The organism is Bradyrhizobium sp. WSM4874 (genome assembly GCF_055811835.1).
Genome location: NZ_JBVVPR010000044.1, coordinates 1 through 20,734 on the forward strand (window position 1 = coordinate 1; position 20,734 = coordinate 20,734).

17 protein-coding genes and 3 pseudogenes are annotated in these 20,734 nt (G+C 60.1%); 9 read left to right on the top strand and 11 right to left on the bottom strand.

Going from position 1 to position 20,734, the window contains the following annotated elements; translation table 11 throughout:
• Window positions 1-419 (top strand): hypothetical protein (locus tag AC0L3P_RS31865; RefSeq protein WP_473308140.1); only part of this gene is annotated, 419 nt, incomplete at its 5' end.
• A 515-nt stretch (window positions 420-934) separates the two neighbouring features.
• Window positions 935-1,414: a phasin family protein gene (locus AC0L3P_RS31870; protein WP_354208707.1), complete on the top strand. Its 480-nt coding sequence runs from the start codon at window positions 935-937 to the stop codon at window positions 1,412-1,414.
• Between the two features lie 280 nt (window positions 1,415-1,694).
• Here AC0L3P_RS31870 and AC0L3P_RS31875 read toward each other — a convergent pair whose 3' ends face one another.
• The 7 genes and pseudogenes from AC0L3P_RS31875 to AC0L3P_RS31905 form a co-directional block, all read right to left on the bottom strand.
• Entirely contained in the window at window positions 1,695-2,486 is a 792-nt protein-coding gene (locus AC0L3P_RS31875) for a Crp/Fnr family transcriptional regulator (RefSeq protein ID WP_354255574.1), read from the bottom strand.
• A 1,326-nt stretch (window positions 2,487-3,812) separates the two neighbouring features.
• Window positions 3,813-5,528: an alpha/beta hydrolase gene (locus AC0L3P_RS31880; RefSeq protein WP_473308144.1), complete on the bottom strand. Its 1,716-nt coding sequence runs from the start codon at window positions 5,526-5,528 to the stop codon at window positions 3,813-3,815.
• Between the two features lie 129 nt (window positions 5,529-5,657).
• Window positions 5,658-7,022, bottom strand: a complete 1,365-nt coding sequence (locus AC0L3P_RS31885; protein ID WP_473308145.1) for a metal-dependent hydrolase family protein — start codon at window positions 7,020-7,022, stop codon at window positions 5,658-5,660.
• A gap of 158 nt (window positions 7,023-7,180) precedes the next feature.
• Window positions 7,181-10,334 (bottom strand): annotated as a pseudogene (locus AC0L3P_RS31890) (efflux RND transporter permease subunit).
• Entirely contained in the window at window positions 10,331-11,575 is a 1,245-nt protein-coding gene (locus AC0L3P_RS31895) for an efflux RND transporter periplasmic adaptor subunit (protein ID WP_473308148.1), read from the bottom strand. The pseudogene AC0L3P_RS31890 and the gene AC0L3P_RS31895 overlap by 4 nt, the downstream one beginning before the upstream one ends.
• 54 nt (window positions 11,576-11,629) lie before the next feature.
• Entirely contained in the window at window positions 11,630-11,773 is a 144-nt protein-coding gene (locus AC0L3P_RS31900; RefSeq protein WP_473308151.1) for a hypothetical protein, read from the bottom strand.
• A 478-nt stretch (window positions 11,774-12,251) separates the two neighbouring features.
• On the bottom strand, window positions 12,252-12,581 hold the full coding sequence (locus AC0L3P_RS31905; RefSeq protein WP_473308154.1) for an HdeD family acid-resistance protein: 330 nt from the start codon (window positions 12,579-12,581) through the stop codon (window positions 12,252-12,254).
• Between the two features lie 3 nt (window positions 12,582-12,584).
• Between AC0L3P_RS31905 and AC0L3P_RS31910 the strand changes: the two genes are divergently transcribed.
• From AC0L3P_RS31910 to AC0L3P_RS31920, 3 genes are all read left to right on the top strand, one after another.
• A complete protein-coding gene (locus tag AC0L3P_RS31910; protein ID WP_473308156.1) occupies window positions 12,585-13,430 on the top strand; it encodes a sensor histidine kinase in 846 nt (281 codons plus the stop codon).
• A gap of 68 nt (window positions 13,431-13,498) precedes the next feature.
• Entirely contained in the window at window positions 13,499-14,125 is a 627-nt protein-coding gene (locus AC0L3P_RS31915; RefSeq protein WP_275173333.1) for a response regulator, read from the top strand.
• Window positions 14,126-14,281: 156 nt separating this feature from the next.
• Window positions 14,282-14,917, top strand: a complete 636-nt coding sequence (locus tag AC0L3P_RS31920) for a response regulator (protein WP_473308159.1) — start codon at window positions 14,282-14,284, stop codon at window positions 14,915-14,917.
• A 183-nt stretch (window positions 14,918-15,100) separates the two neighbouring features.
• On the opposite strand, the gene AC0L3P_RS31925 is transcribed toward AC0L3P_RS31920, so the two are convergent.
• Together AC0L3P_RS31925 and AC0L3P_RS31930 are read right to left on the bottom strand one after the other, a co-directional pair.
• The gene (locus AC0L3P_RS31925; RefSeq protein WP_473308163.1) at window positions 15,101-15,322 is read right to left on the bottom strand and encodes a hypothetical protein; all 222 of its coding nucleotides are present in this window, start codon (window positions 15,320-15,322) and stop codon (window positions 15,101-15,103) included.
• A 122-nt stretch (window positions 15,323-15,444) separates the two neighbouring features.
• Entirely contained in the window at window positions 15,445-15,654 is a 210-nt protein-coding gene (locus AC0L3P_RS31930; RefSeq protein ID WP_354208688.1) for a hypothetical protein, read from the bottom strand.
• Window positions 15,655-15,849: 195 nt separating this feature from the next.
• On the opposite strand from AC0L3P_RS31930, the pseudogene AC0L3P_RS31935 reads away from it, so the two are divergent.
• From AC0L3P_RS31935 to AC0L3P_RS31945, 3 genes and pseudogenes are all read left to right on the top strand, one after another.
• Window positions 15,850-16,048: pseudogene (locus AC0L3P_RS31935) on the top strand (IS66 family transposase); the annotation flags it as partial.
• A gap of 68 nt (window positions 16,049-16,116) precedes the next feature.
• A complete protein-coding gene (locus tag AC0L3P_RS31940) occupies window positions 16,117-16,212 on the top strand; it encodes a DUF992 domain-containing protein (RefSeq protein WP_473308166.1) in 96 nt (31 codons plus the stop codon).
• A 43-nt stretch (window positions 16,213-16,255) separates the two neighbouring features.
• Complete coding sequence (locus AC0L3P_RS31945; protein WP_473308168.1) at window positions 16,256-16,363, top strand: DUF992 domain-containing protein; 108 nt, start codon at window positions 16,256-16,258, stop codon at window positions 16,361-16,363.
• Between the two features lie 488 nt (window positions 16,364-16,851).
• Here AC0L3P_RS31945 and AC0L3P_RS31950 read toward each other — a convergent pair whose 3' ends face one another.
• Window positions 16,852-18,588, bottom strand: coding sequence for a sensor histidine kinase (locus AC0L3P_RS31950; RefSeq protein ID WP_473308220.1), 1,737 nt, complete (start codon window positions 18,586-18,588; stop codon window positions 16,852-16,854).
• Window positions 18,589-19,418: 830 nt separating this feature from the next.
• Here AC0L3P_RS31950 and AC0L3P_RS31955 point away from each other — a divergent pair.
• The gene (locus AC0L3P_RS31955) at window positions 19,419-20,183 is read left to right on the top strand and encodes a ferritin-like domain-containing protein (RefSeq protein WP_473308222.1); all 765 of its coding nucleotides are present in this window, start codon (window positions 19,419-19,421) and stop codon (window positions 20,181-20,183) included.
• Between the two features lie 67 nt (window positions 20,184-20,250).
• Here the strand turns inward: AC0L3P_RS31955 and AC0L3P_RS31960 are convergent.
• Window positions 20,251-20,337 (bottom strand): annotated as a pseudogene (locus AC0L3P_RS31960) (integrase); the annotation flags it as partial.
• Window positions 20,338-20,734: the final 397 nt, after the last annotated feature.

Below are 20,734 nucleotides of genomic sequence, written 5' to 3' on the forward strand. Positions count from 1 at the left end.
ACTGCAATTTCACCGGCCCATCGAAAACATGGAGATCTGGAGCGCGAGCGGCGATGGTGGGGCATCTGTTGCTGGAGGGCCATCCGGTGGTGGCGGCGGATCCGGCGGAGCGGCCGGTGGCAAAGGACCTTTCGCGACGGGAGGGAACTCCGGAAATCCGACCGCATATGGAGGGGTCGATTGTGCAGATGAAGACGACGAGCGGAGCCACAATCCCGAGTGCGAGCGAGCCGCCACTCGACTTTCGAGCGCAACCCGCTCCGAGCATTAAAAACAGCTCGACCCGCTGTTATCGCATGCTGAGCAGCCTGGCCCAATGGAGCGTGCCGCGCGCCTGGGCACATGAGTACTCTCTTAACGCGCCGCCGCATCGTTATCGGCGACGCAGCACGCCGAATGCTAGTCGCGTTTTCCTGTGATTGCATATTTTTTTGCCCACCGTCGAAGCCGGCGGAATTTTCGCGGACATATTGCAAGGAGACCTCACATGAAAATCTGCGCTCGAGTGGACAACCCCGCTGCTGTTCTTCGCCAGCGGCTCGAAGCGCTTGCCTCCCAACTCGCAGAACTTGAGAGTCTCAGGGACCGGGTGGATCGAGAAGAGAACCATCAGCGCGAGCTGCGCCGGTCGCGCTATCTCGGACGGCGCGCGAGCTCAGAGTGCACCCGAGCGGCCGCTGCAACGTCGCAGATTTAAAGCTTATGCCTGCTCCGCCTGGTCGCAACCCATCAAATTATTTCAGCGAGAGTCCGAAAGCGAACCGATGGTTCGAATTTAATCGATGATATTCGGCTTCGGCAGGGGGCGAGCGGTTCATCCGCAGCAGCCTCCCGTCACGCCGAGAACAGGGGCGCTGGTTTCCTGGCGCAGTACATGCCGGGAGCGGGGAGTCTTCAATCCATTAACTAGTTTCGCTTGAAAGGATGAAAGCTCGTGAATGATGCCGATGTGAAAGTCGAAACGCAGGCCGATGCGGTGAATGAGAACACGAATGGTGCAAACCCAAGGTTCGATTTGCCGTTTTTGAATTTCCAGGAACTCCTCCGTGGCTTCGCCGAGGGCGCCGCACAGACCAAGAAAAATATCGCGAGCATGAAGGCGACTTCCGAGGAGATCAGCGACATTCTCCGTGAAGCCTGCTCTATGAACGCCAGAGGGGCCGTCGATTACGGCGCCAAGGTCATCGAGATTTCCAAAGACAATACCAGCGCCACCCTGGAGTTCTTATCCCGGCTCGCTGAGACCAGGTCGCTGCTGGATATCGTGCATCTTTCGACCGCCCGAAGCCGCGAGGCTTTCGAAGTCGTCTCCGCACAGAATCGGGAACTTTGGGATCTCGCGCAAAAAGTTGCGATCGAGACGACCGAGCCCATCAAGACCAGCTTCAACAGAGTGCTGCACAAGACCGTCTGAACCGAGGCTACCGGCCGCGCGGATCGACTGGACGGGCGTCTCCGCGACGAGGGGACGCTCGGTCCAGTCGATGGCGGACCAGCGTGCCCAGAGTCCGCAACTAGTTGCAGGAAGTCAAGATGGGTGTGGTGATGATCAAGTGCCCGGAAACGGGCGACGCTATTTCGACGGGTATCGAAATTGATCGCGAAAGGTTTCGCTGCAGCGCGGTATTCTTTTCGCGCACCTATTGCCGGGTCTGCGCGGCTACACACGAGTGGTTCGCGCGAGAGGCCTGGGTCTACGAGCCTGCCCTGGATAGTCGGTTGCCGGGCGGCTGGCACGCGTCTCGCGCCGGCGCGGCGTGAAGAAGTCCTGCTCCGCCACGCGAAATTATCCGATCGATCCTGCGGCTCATCACCTTGTAGCACTCGCACGCCACGGCTTCGAGCCGCGGCCGGTCAATCTCGAGCTGACCGCGGCGGTTGGATTTCAACGCTCTTGACGCGCGCAACGCCCTCACAACATGCGTGACGGTGGTGCGCCGGACGCCCAGTAGCTCCGACATAGTTTCCTGCGTCAAAGGGAGGGGGGTGCTGCCATTCGCCCGGTCGTGAATTTGAAGCAGCCAGCAGGCCATCCGGGCTTCGACGGAATGTAGTGCATTGCAAGCCGCGACGTGCTGAACCTGTGTCAGCAGCGATCTCGTGAAAATCTGCACCATGGATGCGATCGCGGGGCTGCGACCCAGAGCTGACAAAAATTGCGCCGCCGGAATCTGCAGCACGGGCCCTGGTACGCGAACCACCACCGTCACGGGTGAGTGGGATGTGCCAAGCGCCGACGTCAGGCCGATCGCACCTTCATGACCGATCACCGCTACGGCGACACTCTGACCGTTCGGCAACTCCACGATAAACGTAACAGCACCGCCACAGGGGAAGAGAAGGTGGTCGATCCGATCACCCGATCGGATCGGTACGGCGTCGCGTTCGAGCACGATTTTCCGCAGGTGAGGCGCAAGCAAAGCGAAATCTGCCGGCGGCAACGCTGCTAACAATCGATTACCAACTCTGGTCGCGTGGTCCATCATGGGATTCGTCCCCCACGGATGTCCGGCGCTAGGCTTCGTGCCGGCTGGTGCCCAGCTGTTTGCAAAACTCTACAGGAGTCCAACCGGTTACGCCAGATATGGTTCCCATTGTGGAGGTGTGCCTGTCCGACGGCACTGCAAAGCACAATCAGCCGGCTAACTGGAGTTCGGCAGGCTCGCGGACACCTCAGCTGATCCCTGCCAAGCCTATCGTTCGTTCGTCTTCCGGGAATAGGAAAGTGTCATGGAAGGACTTATGCGATGGATGCCAATTTCGATATGCTCAGAGGCGACCGCCTAATCATTAGTCGTTCCTAATTCGTGGCTGACTCTTAATCAGCGGCTCTGTCGGAATCGTGAATTTTACGTCGACGCACCGGCCTGCGTGGACCGCGTAAGAACGGCGGCTACTGCCGGGCCATCAAGGCGCGAGGTCGCGAGTTAAGCTGCCCTGCGGTAAGAGAACAGCGCCTCCATGGTAGTGTGTTTAGCCATGTAGCGGTCTCCCCGCTCGAACCTCGACACATGTCAATGCGACTGATCCGCCGTCGACGGTAAATCCGCTGAGGCGATTGCGATTCCAGCCGAACCAAACCGGCTCTAAAAAGATCGTCAAGGGATATTGACCGCCTCCAATCGGCCTCTGTAGGTGGGCGTGGAATGTGGTGTGCGACGAATGTCCATCTACGGCCGGATAAGCGCAACAGTGCGACCGATAAGCCATTGATTGTATTTGACCGGTGGCTGACTCTTAATCAGCGGGTCCCAGGTTCGAGCCCTGGTGCGCCCACCAAATCAATGCCTTAGCCAGCGAGGCCGTTTGAGCATCTGATTTTTCAAACGGTCTTCTTTAGCCCACGGCCAACAGCACCCGATAAAGAGGGGCGTCATTCGGACGCCTCAGCAGCTGCTGACTCCTGATTGACTGTCGGCGGATGGCACGACACGAGTGGCGCGGCGGCTTGTCCAGTGATGGATTGGAGCGAGAGTTCAGTGTTTTCAATTTGTTAATTGGTGTCGTGTGCACGGCGTGTGCACCGGGACATCAAACAAGATCTCACTAAAGGCAGCGGAGCCAGGCGCAAGAGAAGCGGATGTGTGCGCCACTGCAGAACGGCTGGCAGGCGATGCAGATCGAAGGTGTGGTGGACCAGAAAACCCAACCCGCCTGCACGACAGCTTGAACGATCAGCGAAGAATTCCTCGCACTCGCCGATATCGTTGACAAAGCTGAGGTCGACTTGATCTTGTCGAAGTGAAAAACGGTACAGATGGCCGAGTGACCAATTCTCGGTGCCGAAGCATTGAGCGCAACGCAAGCGGCCATTATCCTCCCCTGTCGGAGTAGGGATTATCGCCGCTGGCGCCGGCAGAGACGTTCGCAGCCCTTCCGAGATGAATCTTAAGTCTTCCAAGTGCCTCGCCCGACCAATTTCGGAGATTGGCCAGGGCAACCCATGCATCGACATAGTGTTCTGGCGCGTAGACATGGCCATAACCGAGTGGTGTGCCCGTTGCGACCGCCATATCAACGGCGATCTGCAGCATAGTCACGACCGGATACCATCGCAGTTCGGCTGAAACGTCCGGACCCCGCGGTGCATTGATCCAGGTCGGGCGCTGGTAGGCATAGTGATAGTCAAAGAACACGATCGGGTCACTTGCATATTGAAGGAAGACGACGCGCATCGGCCCCCACGGCGTACTGGGGGCGACCGTCGGCCCGTTCTGGTTCATAAACCGCACGAAGCGGCCGTCACGAAATTCCGGCAGCCAGGCAGGAGAGGCGGCATTGCGGTTCGCGGTGATCGAGCGCCAGATCCGGCTCGTAAAAGGTGAGCCGCTCCAGAGAGCCCCAGCGATCGGATCGCCGATCGTCTCGAACAACTCAGCGAAGTCTTGCGAGTTCATGGCGCCGAGGCTAAGGCCATGCAGATATAATCTTGGCCGGCGTTCCTTCGGCAGCGTCGTCCAGTGCCCATAAATCACGGCAAACAGGGCACGTGCGGCTTCCGCGCCGTATTCCGGTTGAAACAGCAGGGACAAGGGACTGTTGAGATAGGAATACTGCACGGCAACGCTGGCAACGTCGCCATCGGCGAGATACTCGATCGTATCCATTGCAGCCGGGTCGATCCAGCCGGTTCCCGTCGGAGTAACGACGATGAGCACGGACCGCTCAAAGCCTCCCTGGCGCTTGAGCTCGCCAAGCGCCAATTCCGCGCGCCCACGCGCGGTGTCTGCGCCGCGCAATCCCACGTAGACGCGGAGCGGATTCCGGGCGGGACGGCCGGTGAATGCGGCGATCTGCGCGGCGGTCGGTCCGGAAGCCACGAACTCCCGTCCGGCACGGCCGAGCTCATTCCATTTCACCAGCGACGCTGCACTTCCCGTTCTGGTGGCTTCGCCCGGCTGAGGTCGCTCCGGTTCAAATAGGGCGTCAAATTCCCGGAACGAAGAATCCAACGCGCTAAAGGCGGCGCGGATAAGCAGATTGTTGGCGGTCGACCAGATCAGCAGGACGGCCACGAGAAGGCCGACGAAGTTCGCGATCTTCCTAGGAACGAACCGCCGGATCCGGCCGGAGACAAAACTGGTTACCAGCTTGAACGATTTCGCCAGCCAAAACAGTGCGAAAAACGTGATGAGCGCGATCACGGAGACTTTGGCGGGATGGGCGGTTTCAACCAGCTCCATGTTCATGGCGCTACGGATCGAATTCTGCCATTCCACCGCCCGCCAGAGAAACAAGATGACCGTGACGAAGCAGCCGACCGCAACCGCCACGTTGGCCGCCGATCGGATTCGTGGCGATGGCTCGGGAAGTTCGAGATAGCGCCATAGCCAGCGCCAGAGCACGCCCAGCTCGTAACCGATCGCAAAGCAGGTGCCGGCAAGGACTCCCTGGATCAAATAGCTTCTTGGGACGAGCGTCGGCGTAAGCGCGGCTGCGAAGAACAATGCTCCCAACGCCAATCCAACACCTGAGAGAGATGCCACGTACCGCCAGACAATCTGCGCGGGACTCTTGACGATGTTCATTTGGCCCCTCTCTCCGATGCGGGCTTGTGATCGGGAAGCCCACAGCGGCAATTGAACCTCCGGACGTGAATTGCGGGTGCGAGCAAAGTCGGCAGCGCGCGCGAAACATCCCGCCCAGTCAGGAGAGGGTCATTTCGGACCAACGTCCTTATAGATGATGCCATCCTTCATGATGACCAAGATTTTATTCTCCGGATCCGCGATGAGGCGAATGTCGTCCAGGGGATTGCCGTCCACGAGAAGGAGATCCGCCAACGCGCCTTCTTCGACCACTCCGAGCTTGCCGGGATAGGGGTTGCGCGCGCCGGAGAGCGCCAGCAACTCTCCGTTTGCCGAAGTCGCCATTGCCAATGCTTCCGCCGGAGTGAACCAACGTGTGAGATCCACGATACCCTGACCCTGATGCTCAGCCAACGCCTTGGAGAAGAGAATATCAGTCCCGAAGGCCGTCTTGATCTTGTATTTTTTGACAAACCCGTACGTGGTGTCGGTGCCCGCAACCACTTGGCGCATCTGCGCTTGTTGCGCGGCAGGAAGCATGGCTGCGCCGCCAAGGTCCACGAAGGGCTGTGTGCTCAGCCAGATCTTCTCCTCCGCAAGGAGACGTGCGGTCGGCTCATCCATCAAATGACCATGCTCGATCACCTTGATGCCTGCAGCAACGGAGCGTCGAATGGCGTTTGGCGTATAGGCGTGCGTCGCCACATAGGTTCCCCAATCGGTAGCTGCTTCGACGGCGGCCCTCAGCTCAGCCTCACTGAAGGTGGTCACATCGAGTGGACTGAAAGGCGAGGCAACGCCGCCGCCTGCCGTCAGCTTGATCTGCGATGCGCCCTGCATGAGCTGTTCGCGCGTGCGCTTGCGAACTTCGTCGGGACTATCCGCGATCATGCTTCCACCAAGCTGCTCGACGCGGCTCGTTCCGCCGAGACTTTGCGGCAGCTCCCAGAGCTCACGGAAGTCGCCGTGGCCGCCGGTGACTGTAATGACGGCCCCCGACGGATAGATGCGAGGGCCTGCAACGACCCCCTCATCGATGGCGCGCTTCAGCGCGAAAGCTGGGCCGCCCATGTCCCTGACGGTGGTGAACCCGCGCATCAGCGTAGCAGTGGCTTCCGCGCCCGCGAGCAGCATCGTGTAACCCAAGTCGCTTGAAAGCATTTGAGCAGGGGCTGGACGAACCATCGTCGCATGCCAATGCATGTCGCTGAGCCCGGGCATCAGCACGCGTCCGCCGCCTGCCACAGTGCGGGTGTCCGGGGAACGATCGACCGGAATGGGAGCGATCGCAATACGCTCGATTGTGTTGCCTCGGATGAGGACATTCGACGGAGCGGAGAGGGTCTGGTTCTTCCCGTCGAAAATGCGCACGTTCTCAAAAACCGTCACGGCAGCGCGCTCCTGCGCCAGCCCAGGACCGAGAGCGGCGCATGACGCAAGAATGGCCGCCATGCGCGCGGCTTTTTGCATCCGCACAACGACTTTGGAGAGCATGTCGTTACCTCCTGCTTTGCGGGCCTAACGGTCACTCTGGCCTCGAAGTTCAGCCCTATTGAGCGCTTTGCGGACAGCGGCTGGGGCGAAATATTCGACCGCGACGAGGACCACGGCCGAGAAGGGCGATCAGCCAGCCTTCGATTGCTTGCCATTGCCTAGACCGTCTCATCGATCGGTGATGTCGGCCCACGGGTTGCTTTGGAATTCCCCTTTGCCCGCTCGCGCAGGCGCTGAAACGTCACGTAGAGCATCGGCACCAGGAAGATCCCAACAGAGCTCGCCGCAAGCATGCCAGCGAACACGGCTGTGCCGACAGCCCTGCGGCTGAGCTCGGCGGCGCCGGTCGCAATCACAAGCGGCAGGAGACCAAGGATGAAGGCAACGGAAGTCATCATCACTGCGCGGAAACGCATATGTGCGCCCTGGATCGCGGCTTGCTCGAGCGCCACGCCCGCCTCACGCTGCTCTTTCGCAAACTCGACGATCAGGATGCCGTTTTTGGCGGCGAGTGCGATCAGCACCACGAGCCCGATCTGACCGTACAGATCGAGATTGAGGCCAGCGACCTTGATGCCGACATAGGAGCCGAGCACGCCGACCAGGACCGACAACAGGACCGGGATCGGGATAATCGTGCTCTCATAGAGCGCGACCAGGAACAAATACGCGAACAGCACGGCAAGCGCGAGCACAATGCCTGTCTGGCCGGCGGCCTGTTGCTCCTGATAGGCGGTGCCGGTCCAGTCGAAACCGTAGCCCGCAGGCAGTACGGCATGAGAGACGTGGGCCATCGCTGTGAGCGCGGTACCCGAGGAGACACCGGGCGCCGGGCTACCGTTTACCGTCACCGACCGATAATTGTTATAGCGGGTGATCACCTGAGGCCCGGTCACGATCTTGATCCCGGCAACCGATCTGATCGGCACCATTTGGCCGGTGGCATTACGCAGATAGATTCGCCAGATGTCCGAAATGTCGGCGCGATCGAGCGCCTCGCCCTGAACGTTGACCTGCCAGGTGCGGCCAAACCGATTGAAGTTGTTGACGTAGATGCCGCCGAGCGTCGCTTGTAGGGCCGTGAAGATGTCGCTGATTGTCACTCCGAGCGCCTGGGACTTGCGGCGGTCGATATCGAGATAGATCGACGGATTGGTCGCAGTGAAGGTCGAAAAGACGCGCGAGAGCCGTGGGTCGGCGTTGGCAGCGCCGATCAGCGCACCCGTGACACTGGAGATTTCGGCCGGGTTCTGTCCTTCCAACGCCTGGAGCTGGTATTCGAAGCCACCGCCGGTGGAGAGCCCGATGATCGGCGGCAGATTGAACGGCAGCACATTGGCTTGGCGGATCTGCGCGCCAGCGGCGAAGGTTTGGACGATCAGCGCTCGCGCAGAATCTGTTGCTGCCTTGCGATCGGCAAACGGCTTCAGGCGCGTTACCACCAGCGCGCTGTTCGGTTCGGATGCGCCGTCGAGCAGGGAAAAGCCGATGATGGCAAGGACGTGATCGACGGCGGGCATCTGCTTCAAGATATGTTCGAGCTGTTGGGTGACTTCGCTGGTTCGTGCCACCGACGCACCGTCCGGCAGTTGTACCGAGGTGAAGAAGGCTCCCTGATCTTCCTCGGGCAGGAAACCCGTCGGCGTGATCAGCGACATGCCGAAGATGCTGGCGCTGAATAGGGCAATCAGCAGGAGCGAGAGCCCCGCCTTCCGCACCAAGCGGCGCACGCCGCTGCTGTAGCGGTCCCGCAACCAGTCGATGCCGCCAAGCACACGACCGATCAGGCCACGCCGCGGCCCGGTGTGGCGCAGGAACAGCGCGCACAGCGCCGGCGACAGCGTCAGTGCATTCAGTGCCGAAATCATCATCGCGGCGCTGATTGTCACTGCAAACTGGCGAAACAGCGTGCCGGAAATGCCGGGAATGAAAGCGATCGGGCACGAACACGGAGAGCAGTACCAGCGTGATCGCGATAATCGGCGCCATGATCTGTGTCATAGCCTTCTTGCTTGCCTCGGCGGGAGAAAGCGAGGGCTCGTCCTCCATAACCCGCTCGACGTTCTCGACGACGACGATAGCGTCGTCCACCACGATGCCGATGGCGAGCACCATGGCGAGCAGGGACACCGTGTTGGCCGAATATCCGAGCACCAGCAGCACGGCGAAGGTGCCGATCAGGCTCACCGGAACGGCAATGGCCGGGATCACGGTGGCCCGGAGATTGCCGAGGAACAGGTACACCACGATCACGACTAGCAGGAAGGCCTCGCCTAGCGTCTGCAACACTTCCGCGATGGTGGCACGCACGAAGCTTGTTGAGTCGTATTGGACGAGGTAGCTCAGCCCGGTGGGAAAATGCTGCGACAGCCGCTGCATCGTCGCTGTCACCGCCTGTGCGGTGGTCACCGCATTGGCACCCGGCGACAGATAAATCGCCATCGGCACGGCCGCACGTCCATCGATCCGCGCTTCACTGTCGAGATTTTGGGCGCCCATTTCGACACGTGCAACGTCCCCCACGAGCAGCGATGAACCGTCCGGATTGGCGCGCAGCACGATTTGGGTGAATTGATCGACTGTGGCGAGCCTGCCCAGGGTCTGCACATTGAACTGGAACTGCTGGTCGTCGCTGATCGGGCGCGCGCCGATGCGGCCGACCGGGGCCTGGACGCTTTGCGTACGGATCGCGGCAATGACATCCGACGGCGTGAGGTTGAGGCTGGTGAGCCGCTGCGTGTCAAACCAGATCCGCATCGAGTAGTTCATCTTCGCGAACAGGTTCGCCTGGCCGACCCCCGGCGTGCTGGCGATCGCATCAAGCACGTTGATGATTGCATAGTTGGTGATGAAGAGCGGGTCCTGTTGGCCATTTCCGCTGTAGAGTACGAGGAACTGCAGGATCGACGAGGAGCGCTTGTGCACCGTCACGCCCTGCTGCTGTACTTCGGTGGGCAATTGCGAGAGAGCACTCTGCACGCGGTTGTTGACGTTGACGGTATTGATGTCGGGGTTGGTACCAAGCGCGAACGAAACCGTCAGTGTGTAGCTGCCGTCATTGGCGCTAGTCGATTTCATGTAGAGTGCGCGGTCGCTTCCAATGATCTGCGCCTCCAGCGGCTGGGCGACACTGCTCTCTACAACCTCGGCGGACGCGCCAGGGAAGATGCCGGCGACCGTGACCTGTGGCGGCACGATGTCTGGAAATTGCGCCACCGGGATTTGCGCCAGCGCCAGTGCGCCGGCAATCGTGATGATGAATGCGATCACCATCGAAAGCCGCGGACGATCGATGAAGACGGCGGACATCATGGTTTGTTATCCGCCGGACGAGCCTTGCCGGAGGGGCCGTGATCCGTTTGCGGAGCCGTGCCATCTGCGGCGGCTTTCATGCTCGACAGGATCAGCGCGCTGGCTGGTCCTGGCGACACGGTCTGGCCGGGACGAACCCGCTGCAGGCCTTCGACAATCACCTTGTCGCCGGCCGCAAGTCCGGAGATCACCGCCGCGACAGTCGGGGTCGATTGCCCGAGCTGGATGCGACGCTGTTCGGCTTCGTTGTCGGCGCCGACAGCGAGAACATAGTTGCCCTGCTGATCGGAGAGCACGGCCGAGCGAGGGATCACCAGCACCTCGACCGGCTGAACGCCCTCAAGCACTACGGTCACGAACTCGCCATCGGTCAACTCGTGAACGGAGACACCGGCCGCCGAGGGCGCCCGCAGGATCGGATTGGCGATCTCGCCACGCACGGTGATCGTATCAGTGCTCTGGGCAATGGTATTGTCGACGAAGTTCAGCTTGCCGGTTTTTCCGTACATTCGCCCGTTCGGCAGTCGCAGCCTGATGACCACGGCTTCCAGACCGCCTTGCGGCGCGTATCGTTCGCGCAGCTCCAGTCCCTGACGCACCGGCACGGGAAAGGTGACATACATCGGGTCTTGGCTGACGATGCTGGTCAGTGCCCCCGAGCTTGGACTGACGACGTTGCCCACCGTCACCGCCGTTCGTCCGATCTTGCCGGCGATTGGCGCGCTGATCACTGTGTAATCGAGATTGATCTGAGAGGCCTGGACCCCGGCTTGCGCGGCTCGCACCTGGGCTTCGAGGCTGCGCTGGTTCGCGATTGCTGCGTCGTAGGTGGACTGTTGCCCGGCAGGGCCTCCGAGCAAGGTCCGCGCGCGTTCGGTTGTCAGCTTGGCATTCTCGAATGTGGCCTCAAGCTGGGACACCTGCGCCTGTTTCGATGCGAGATCCGATTCGAAGGGGCCACGCTCAAGCCGATAGAGCTCATCGCCTTTGCTGATCTCGGCGCCTTCCTCGAACAGGCGCCGTTCCAGAAATGCAGTGACGCGAGCAACGAGGTTGACCCGATTGATCGCCTCGATCCGCCCGAGAAACTCACTGCTCTCGGTGATCGGCCGCCTGGCCGCTTCCACGATGCCGACCGCGGGTGGCGCGGCCGAAGTCGACTGGGTTTGGGCCGATCCGCCGGCGATGACCATCAGGAGAGTTGCCCCCGGCAGGCTGATCGAGACGCCAGCAAAGTTCATTGTCCGCTCCTTGCAACGGATCTGGAGCCGGGTCAGTGCTTCACCGGCGCCTCGCTACTCCCGCCGCATGCGATTGCTGCGCGCGGGTTCGTCGTAGCCCTTGCGGCGGCTGTAGAACATCAGCGCGATCAGGCCGCAGCCGGTGACCAGCATCAGGATTGCAGCGCCTCCCAGGATGACGTTGCGGTAAAGCGGCATGGACGGAGTTGCCTGCCATACCGCCACGCAATACCAGGTTGCCGCAACGAGAAGAGCTGCCAGAAAGGTCCCAACGACCCATCCATTCGTGATGCGCAAGGCTGCCTCCCTCGTCTGATTGGGACTGGTGCCGGCTTCGCGGCGCTCTGTCGCCCCCGGATTGCGCGAGGACGCGTTGTTAGCGCCACCGCCATCCGCAACGGCGACGACCGCGATGCCACCAGCACACCCAGCGACGCCGGCGCCGCGGCGATCGCGGCGGACCCCAGCCTGGGCGAGGGGGTGGTCCCCATTGTGCTTGCGTCAGGTGATTCGATCGCTTGCTGGTCTGGCCGAGATCGTGAGCAATAGGCATTGCGTCCGCGGCCTCAATGAAACGAACGCCGATGGCGCCGATCGCCACGGCAGCGACGGCATTTTGAGCGAGGCCAAGGAAAGCCCGACGGCTCGGTGTGTCCATCATGTTTCTTCTCCTTTGTTAGGCGGTTCGCCGCGCCGCCTGAAGAGCGTAAAGCAGCCAGGCGAGGCCGTGCGAAATCAGATCGACGCCAAGCAGAAATCCGAGGGCCCAGACGCTGATGGTCGGAAAGCCGAATAGGATCAGCACGCCGGCGAGCAGCCCAAAAATGCCCGAGATCAGCATCATCCATCCGTTTTGCCGCCAATGGGCGAAGCTCAGCACGCATCGAATGACGCCTGAGGCGAACAGCACCGCGCCGAGGAGGTAGGTGAGGATCAAGGCACCCGAGGCGGGCTGGGTAAGCAGCACAAGGCCGAACGCGGCGTAGAGTGCGCGGGCCCGCTGCAAAATATGGAAACGACGATTGTTCCCGTCGTGGATCCGGCCGGCAGTGGCGCGAACCGGCTGATCGGGAGCCATCGTCGCGTGCACAATAGCGCACCCGACGCCGCGACCCACGGATCGGACAACGCGCATGTCGACCTCGATTTGGCGTCCATCCAGGAGGGAATCCAGCAACGGATTGCTTCCGATCTCCACGATTCGACTTGTCAGCATTTAATTGCCGCGAGCCTCGGCCTGATGCGGATCCGGCGAAGCATCAGCGATACGGTCGACGCCGAACGGCTTTGCGATGACATCGATGCGTCAATCGACGAGGCCCTCAGAGAAATTCGTGCCTTCTCGTATCTGCTGCACCCCCGAACTCTGACGGTCGACAAGCTAAAAGCCGCGATAGAAAACTACGCCGATGGATTTGCGGTTCGGACCTCATTGCGGGTCACGAGCAGGATCGTGCCCGAGGTCGATCGTCTCCCGTACGAGAAGCAGCGGACATTGCTGCGGATCGTCCAGGAAGCGCTCACGAACATATTTCGCCATGCGCAAGCGACAGAAGTGAGCATCGTCATCGACGCGGTCGATAACCAATTTCGATTGACGGTCAGCGACAACGGGCAGGGGTTTGGCGCAGACTACGGCAAGCAACGAGCAAGGGCGACTTCAATCGGCGTCGGGATTCCGGCGATGAGGGCAAGGCTCGAGCAGATTGGAGGGACGCTGGACATCAGATCCGATCCGGCATCACGGCGCCCCGGCACCATCTTGCGCGCGGTACTTCCGCGTGAGCTCGCGACGAATGCGGATAGCCGGCGAAGGGCAACGACCTCCGTGAGGGTCCGCGCAGGGGCCCACTGAGAGAAGAAGAAGAAGAAGGGTTACCGGTGGCGGGTGGCTACTGCGTAACGACATTGGAGTGCTCTGCCATGAAACGCATTCTTATCGCGGATGATCACGAAGCGGTGCGATCGGGCTTGCGAGCGGTGCTCGAACAGCGGGCCGATTGGGAAGTCGTTGCCGAGGCGAACGACGGCAGCAAGGCATTGACAGCGGCAATCGAAAGCCGGCCGCACGTGGCCATCATCGACTTCTCCATGCCGCGGATGACCGGCGTGGAGGTCGCACGGCGGATCAGGGATTATCCGTTGCAGACGGAGGTGTTGATCTTCACGGTCCACAAGTCGGGTCTGCTGGCGCAGCAGGCGTTTGAGGCAGGCGCCCGCGCGTTTCTCGCGAAGTCGGATGCTAACAGATTGCTGTTGGCGGCCGTCGACGCACTTCTGGCGCACAAGCGGTTCTGCAGCGAAAGCTGTCGAGACGAGCTCGATCACGGCGGCGAGGGCGTAGATGGGCGCCGGAGGCTTACGCCACGCGAGCAGCTTGTGGTCAAACTGGTGGCGGAGGGTTACAGCAACAAAGGCATTAGCGCGATCCTGAACCTCAGCGTCAAGACGACTGAAGCTCATCGAGCGGCCGCGATGCGCAAGCTGGAGGTGAACTCAGCCGCAGGTTTGGTTCGGTACGCTGTTCGTTCGCATCTGGTCGAGGCATGACTGCGTATGATGTTCTTGAGGACCGCCACGTCGGTACATTCGCGGTGGCAGGCTCAGGGTTTTGCAGGATGGCGCTTAGAACCATGAGCGGCATGATCGTCTGACCTTGCCGCACTGAGCGTCTCCAGGGGTGCGGCCGGAATCGAGAACGGCGCCATGAAACGCATCTTAATTGCGGATGATCATGCGGTCGTACGTTCGGGACTTCGCGCGATTGTTGAAACGCAATCCAACTGGATTGTCACCGGCGAAGCGACGAACGGTGAACAAGCAGTCAGTTTGGCTGTCGAGACGAGATCGGACGCCGTGATCGTCGATTACTCGATGCCGCTCATGAACGGTTTGGAGGTCAGCCGCCGGCTGAAGGCACTCGATCTGCATACGGAAGTGCTGATCTTGACGATGCATGAGGATGAGGAACTGCTGACTGAAGCTATTCTGGCGGGCGTCCGCGGTTTTTTGTTCAAGTCGGATGCTAAGAAGCATCTGATTTCCGCAATCGAAGCGTTGCTCGACGGCAGGCCCTACTTCACCAGTGCTCTGGTGGAGAAGCTGCTCCACGACTATCAGCTCAACAAGCAGGGCAGGTCAGACACCCTACTAACGTCGCGCGAGCAGAGCGTGGTCCAGTTGATTGCGGAAGGGCACACCAACAGATCCATAAGTGACCTGTTGCAGTTGAGCGTAAAGACCGTCGAGACCCATCGTGCATCGGCCATGCGCAAGCTAGGGATGTCCTCCACGGCCGAACTAGTCCGCTACGCCATTCGGAAGAAACTCGTGGCGCCCTAAGGGATTCCGCCGTTGTCCTGAATGCCCGAGTTCGGTGGGTGGCTGTCCGCTTGGGCTGCTTTGTGCTGTTCCATTCGCAGGCAAATCCAATGTGAAGCGGCTGTTCACAGGCGTCGAGCCGTCTCACTGGGCTGGGAACCAAAATCACCAGCGCGATCAGGGATGCCAACCTCATGGGATGGATCATGGTTTGCGCAGCCTTCGATAGAAAAAATCGATCGCCATTAGCGTGGCAACAGCAATTGCAATGGTGATTGCGCCGATTATCGCTAAGGTGCGGATTTCCTGCCTAGTCAGCCCAAAATTGTAATGAGCGGTATATCCGAGCATCGCAGCAGCCATGGGGGCTGTAAAACACGTGAGTGCGATCATGATCGCGGACGCGTCCACTTGGCGTTGATCCATCCTTTTCCTCCCCTTCGAGAGATCCACCGGTCGCTCTGCTCCCGGACCGTTATATCGACGCGATACGCGTCGCGGCGATCATGGCGGATCGCGGGGCGCCACACCGGGTACAAGATGACCGACTAACTGGCGTTACGACGGATGATTTTGAGCGCGAGAAGCGCCATGCCCAAGAGAAGCGCTACAATACCCGCTCCAGTTATTCCGGTCGAGAATCCCGTGGTACGATATTCAAGACCAACGGCAATGCCGATGATGCCGAGAAGGATCAGCATGACGCCCCCGAGCTTCTTCACTAGAAGTAGCGGGCCGTTAGCAGTGTTGGCAGCCATGATGGACTTCCTGCGTCGGTACCTGTCCGTGTTACGTTAACGCGCCACGTGTGCCGCGAAATCGGTATTTACCCTTGTCCGTGCTGTAGGCTTGCCGTGGTCAGATCAACTCGATAGCGTGCACCTGCCCTGAAATGCCATCCTCGGGAGCGCGGTGCGCCCGTTTGGAGTGGGACATGCCGGAAGGCTCGCTATCCGCGCCGGTTCAAGGTCATCGAGACCGTGCGCGGGAAGTTCAATTTCCACGACAAGATCACCCAGCCGCCGGCGCCGTTCCATACCATGCCGCGCAGCAAGCGCCAGACGGCGCGCTTAAGAGCGAGATCATCGACCCCTATTGTCGACGCTCGCTGACCAGGTCGGCCACGGAACCTTCGCCGCCGTGCCCCTCTTTCAGTCGGCGTCCTCGCCCGGATCGCAGATCTGCTGTATCGCTATAGGGGCAGGATAACTCGCCTTGGCTTGGATGTAGGCGTCACCGGCGCGGGAAGATTATTCTGGAGAGTCTTTGCGCCGACGAGCCATATCGGTCCAGGCGCGTTGCAAGGGACCTCGTAGGGGCAGGCGGAACGCGTCGCTCGGTATTGGACTCGGCGCTAATGTGCTTATAGGAGGATCCAACCGCACGATCTCGCTGCAACCGCTGTCGGTCGAGGGCGTATTCGGCATCAATCTGGCGTTGGGCGTAGCGGGCCTAAGGCTCTACTAGGCTTCACTTTCGTTCTTCCACCTGGATCGCTCGAAGAGAGAATAGCCTGCTGCACCGAGTCCCCCGGATCGACTGCCGTGCCGATGCCCATTACGCCATCGGCCGCGCTTGCAACGTGCATAGGCGTTGTCAAAGAGCGTGGACCGTTGAGCGGCGCGGGACCTATGGGTGGCCAACGTGCTAACGCCAGCGCGACGGCCCCCGATTCTGAAATTGGACCTTGCGTGCATCGAGTAGCGCAGAGAGTAGTCCTCGGCCTAGGCACGGCAATTTGCCGATGATTGGGCGGAGACGGCTGTGATCACCAATTCGGATCCAAGCATCCCCAAAGCAGCCGCGACGGCCAACTTTTGTAACCTCGCCAATAAGTCCTCGCGTTTCATTTCCACGCCAGTCCAATGGTTAGTGAATTCGGCAACTGGAGCCTTGGGCATCTAAGTGCCGTCCGCAAGGAGGGCCTTTGTGTTGATTCCGACCGTCCTGCCCGATTAAACAAGAGGAAGTCTGATCGTGAACGTTGCACCGCCGTGATCTCGATTTTTTGCGGCTATCACCCCTTGGTGCGCTTCAACGATAGTGTGGGCGATGGACAGGCCCATGCCCATGCCTTCCGCTTTGCTGGTAAAGAAGGGTTCGAAGACTTCCTTTAATTCGTCTTTTGGAATGCCCGATCCGCGATCCGACACGGACAGCTCGGCAGAGCCCTCGGCGCGCGAGGTCTCGATGCTGATGATGCGGCTTTCGTTAGGAGTGTCCTTCATCGCCTCGATCGCGTTCACGACAAGGTTCAGAATGACTTGCTGAAGTTGGATGCGGTCGCCCAGGATCGGAAGCGCCTCCGGCATGATCTGTCCAATCAGCTCCACTTTTCGTCCAACGGCCAGCATCGAAAGAAATTCGATGGTCTCACGAACAAGATCATTGAGATCCAGTTTTTTCAGCTCGAAAGGTGCCTTCTTAAGGAGGCTCCTCATCCTCCGGATGACTTCGCTGGCGCGCCGGTCATCCCGCAAGATATCGTCAACAATCTCGGCCAGCCCCGAAATGTCAGGGTTCTGAGATTTTAAGATTAACTGCGCGGTCTCGGCATTAGTCAGAATGGACCCGAGCGGCTGGTTGATTTCGTGCGCGATTGTTGCGGTCAGTTCGCCAGCCGTCGAGAAGCGATTAACATGGGCCAGTTCGGCCATGCGTTGCCGGGACTGCACTTCCGCCAAATGACGTCGATGATGCTCGCGAAGCAGGGTCGATATAAGCCCGCCTTGCAAAAGTATAACTCCGGTGATCAACGAGATCTGCCACCAATACCGGTCCCACACCGACGGCTCGCGGAAGTAGATGGTGCTGCCAGGCGGCAGACGGCTCTCGGAAATTCCCCAGCGCTGCATTTGTCGCCAGTCGAACATAGGCGCTGCCGGAACGACGAATGTAGGCTTGATGTCGCCGGCCCTTTCACCGTCAAGGATGCGGAGGGCGACCTCCGCGGCCTTCTTGCCCTGCCCGGCAATGACCTGCATTGGACCGCCGACGATGCCCTTACCGAAAAAGATCGAATCGTGGAAAAAGATCGGTGCGTTGGCGGCGTCAAAAAGCCGTGAGAACGCGCTATTGCCTTCATAGGCCACTCCCGCCGCATCGATAGTCAAGCCAAGCCAAAAAATGGCGCTGTGTGGCGGGAGGTTGGCCGCGTCTTTGAGCATATCCTCAAAGGAAAGCTCATCGTACCACCGAAACTGCACGCGATCGGCAAACAGCGCGGTGGATTTGGCCAATTCGTTCCGCCAAAATGTTTCGCCCGGCGAAGCTCCCACAACAATGGCGATGGTCTTTGTTTGGGGCAGGACGCGCACAACGTTATCAAAAAAAGCGACGTCGTTGTTGGCAACCGCCACCACCGTGTCGTATTCGGTCAGCTTGTCGAGGTCCACCCGGCGACGCTCTACCAACGTGAAGAGCATAGGGGTTGTCGGAAAAAGGTCCTTCCGGTGCGCCTGCACGAAATTCGCGGCGGGCGAGCCGATAGCGATGATAAGGTCGGGCTGCTGATCATGGTTGAGCGCACGAAGGTAGTCGACAAATGCTGCGTCTGATTTGTCGCTGGCCGTCCGGGCATTCAGAAGCGAATGGTCCTGAAAGGTCACGAAAGGACGTTGGCTTATTCCGGCGCGAAGGGCCTCGGAATAGTCGGCCCACGGCTGGAAGCGAAGACCGTATGAATGCAGCATCAGAATGCGTTTCGGCGTTGGACCAGCCGCTTGACTTTGAGATGGGGTCGCCAGCAACCATGCAATGGCCAGCGCAGCGGTGAAGGTCCGCGCAAAAAAAGGTCGCCATGGTATCGCCAAGCGCATAGTGCTCCGTTCTCCGATTGCATAGGAACCGTAACGGCTCGACCAGACGATTGACAGACGAAAGAGGGCTACCGGAAAGTCGGATCTGGAAAAGCACTGGGGCGTCCCAAGCTGGAGCACGTCTCCAGAAGCGGAAGCTGGCGGGCAGCGAGTCCTCGTCTTGTCTGCGATTAACCAGCGATTTTCAGGTGCCGATCGGCCAGTGTGGGCCGAAGGTGTGCAGGCGTGGTTGTCGGCACGGTGAGCATGGACCGTATTAGCTGGAGCTAGCTCAAACTTGCCGATGATGGATTGGACCGATCCACGCGCCAGCGCAGAACCGTCGAAATTTCAACGCGCAGAGATCCAGATTGATCCCTGTTCAATTCGAGCAGCCGGTACGGCTGCACCTTGTTTTCTATCGGAAGGGGCCCGTTGAGTCTCACGTCGGCTGCCACCTCTTCCGAGCCATGCCTGCAACGAACGTTCTTGAATCATCGATGCGCCCAACGCAGAAAATACGGCCCTGCTGATCGCCTGCTGCTGGCTTCGCAGATGATGTGCTTGCATAGATATATCTGTCTGCCGAACCGGATTGCGCGGACGAGGCAAAGGATCATCTGTCGCGACAGCGGAATATCGAAGGCCTTCCTCTTGCCTCCCTTTGGTTTCGCCTGCAACATCCTCAATGCAATCGGCGGGGTGCCGCAAATTGCAAACGCATCATTCGTCCCAAGCTATCGGACCATCTGCCGATGGGAATCGAGTCGAGCTTGGTGGTGCACCTCAAGCGCTATTCCAGGGATCCGGTCGAGCAGATCTTCATGGTGATCGAAGAGCCGGAGACTCCCCTGAAGATTCCGGTCAAAGCCGTACTATTTGGGTTCCCGCCGCAGATCAGGACGATTGGACAGTTCTATGCAGCGATCCGCGCCGAGATCGTGCGGCAAGGTAATTCCATCTTCACCGGAAACCCCGGCAGGCAGGTGGCCGGGCCACTCGCAGCGGTAGCCGTCACCGACGTCGATAGTGCCGTGGTGGCAATCAACACGATCGTGGAGCAAGGGGAGGGCACGCCGACCTCGCCGGCTAGCGCAACCGGCGTTGCCCATTATTACCGATTCGAGGAACTGGCGAAGGGGATGAAGATCATGCCGGATCCGGCATCTCCACTCAAATTCAGCTTTGATCCCGCGCAAACCATCGCCATTGATGATGCGAGAGACGTCATCCAGATGGTCGATGACCCCCCGCTTCAGCAGTTCGATGGGAAAGTCGTCGGATTGGCGGATGCTTGCGACGCAGCCTATTCCAAGCTGCTGCGCGCATTGCAAGGCGTCTTTGATGGCGCTCCCGGGCAAATCGAGGACGCCATCGGTCTGATGCGCGACGAACTTGAACAGGCGATCAAGGACGTCCTGGGCGCGCCGATCGAGTCAGGTCCACACCAGGGACTGCACGGAGGCCCGCGCTTCAAGTATGTCGCCTGAGGGGCGATTGTCGGCCAGCCCGCAGGACTCTGAGCAGAACGAGAAGACGGCAGCGAGATGAATCACGCACGCTGGCGCCCGCGATCGCAAGGCGAACCACGGCCGTGCCGCGCAGATCGTGAAACGTCAGGCCGTCGATACCGGCGCGTTCGCAAGTGAACCGCCCCGGGTTGCCTGACTTCGGACACTAGCGCGACGTGATTTCTAAAGTCGGCATCCATGAAGAAGGCGCGTTCCTTGTCGTTGGTCTGATCCAGCGCGTCGAGGACAGCGGCCTCGTCGGCCGGCCGCAACGTTCGGATTCGGGCCGTGCTGCCGTCCCGCAAGCGCTCCATCACGCTGTATTTAGCGATGTCCGACATGCGAGGTCTCGGTTCGGAAGCCGGAAAACACATCGGCCTGAGGTTCGTCTATGAACGGGGCGGTCGGTTGCCGGTTTGATCTGTATCAAGGGCACCGCAAAAGGCGGGCGGCCTGAATCTGGGCAGTCAACTCGACACATTCGGGCGGGATGACGGACGTGACACGACTAGGCCGGCGTACCGGCCGTC

Bases quoted from the DNA above. Each gene is read 5' to 3' on its own strand.
- AC0L3P_RS31900 (WP_473308151.1), bottom strand. From the start codon at position 11,773: ATGCCGCTTTACCGCAACGTCATCCTGGGAGGCGCTGCAATCCTGATG.
- AC0L3P_RS31915 (WP_275173333.1), top strand. From the start codon at position 13,499: ATGAAACGCATTCTTATCGCGGATGATCACGAAGCGGTGCGATCGGGC.
- AC0L3P_RS31910 (WP_473308156.1), top strand. From the start codon at position 12,585: ATGGAAACGACGATTGTTCCCGTCGTGGATCCGGCCGGCAGTGGCGCG.
- AC0L3P_RS31880 (WP_473308144.1), bottom strand. From the start codon at position 5,528: ATGAACATCGTCAAGAGTCCCGCGCAGATTGTCTGGCGGTACGTGGCA.
- AC0L3P_RS31920 (WP_473308159.1), top strand. From the start codon at position 14,282: ATGAAACGCATCTTAATTGCGGATGATCATGCGGTCGTACGTTCGGGA.
- AC0L3P_RS31895 (WP_473308148.1), bottom strand. From the start codon at position 11,575: ATGAACTTTGCTGGCGTCTCGATCAGCCTGCCGGGGGCAACTCTCCTG.
- AC0L3P_RS31885 (WP_473308145.1), bottom strand. From the start codon at position 7,022: ATGCTCTCCAAAGTCGTTGTGCGGATGCAAAAAGCCGCGCGCATGGCG.
- AC0L3P_RS31875 (WP_354255574.1), bottom strand. From the start codon at position 2,486: ATGATGGACCACGCGACCAGAGTTGGTAATCGATTGTTAGCAGCGTTG.
- AC0L3P_RS31950 (WP_473308220.1), bottom strand. From the start codon at position 18,588: ATGCTGCATTCATACGGTCTTCGCTTCCAGCCGTGGGCCGACTATTCC.
- AC0L3P_RS31925 (WP_473308163.1), bottom strand. From the start codon at position 15,322: ATGGATCAACGCCAAGTGGACGCGTCCGCGATCATGATCGCACTCACG.
- AC0L3P_RS31930 (WP_354208688.1), bottom strand. From the start codon at position 15,654: ATGGCTGCCAACACTGCTAACGGCCCGCTACTTCTAGTGAAGAAGCTC.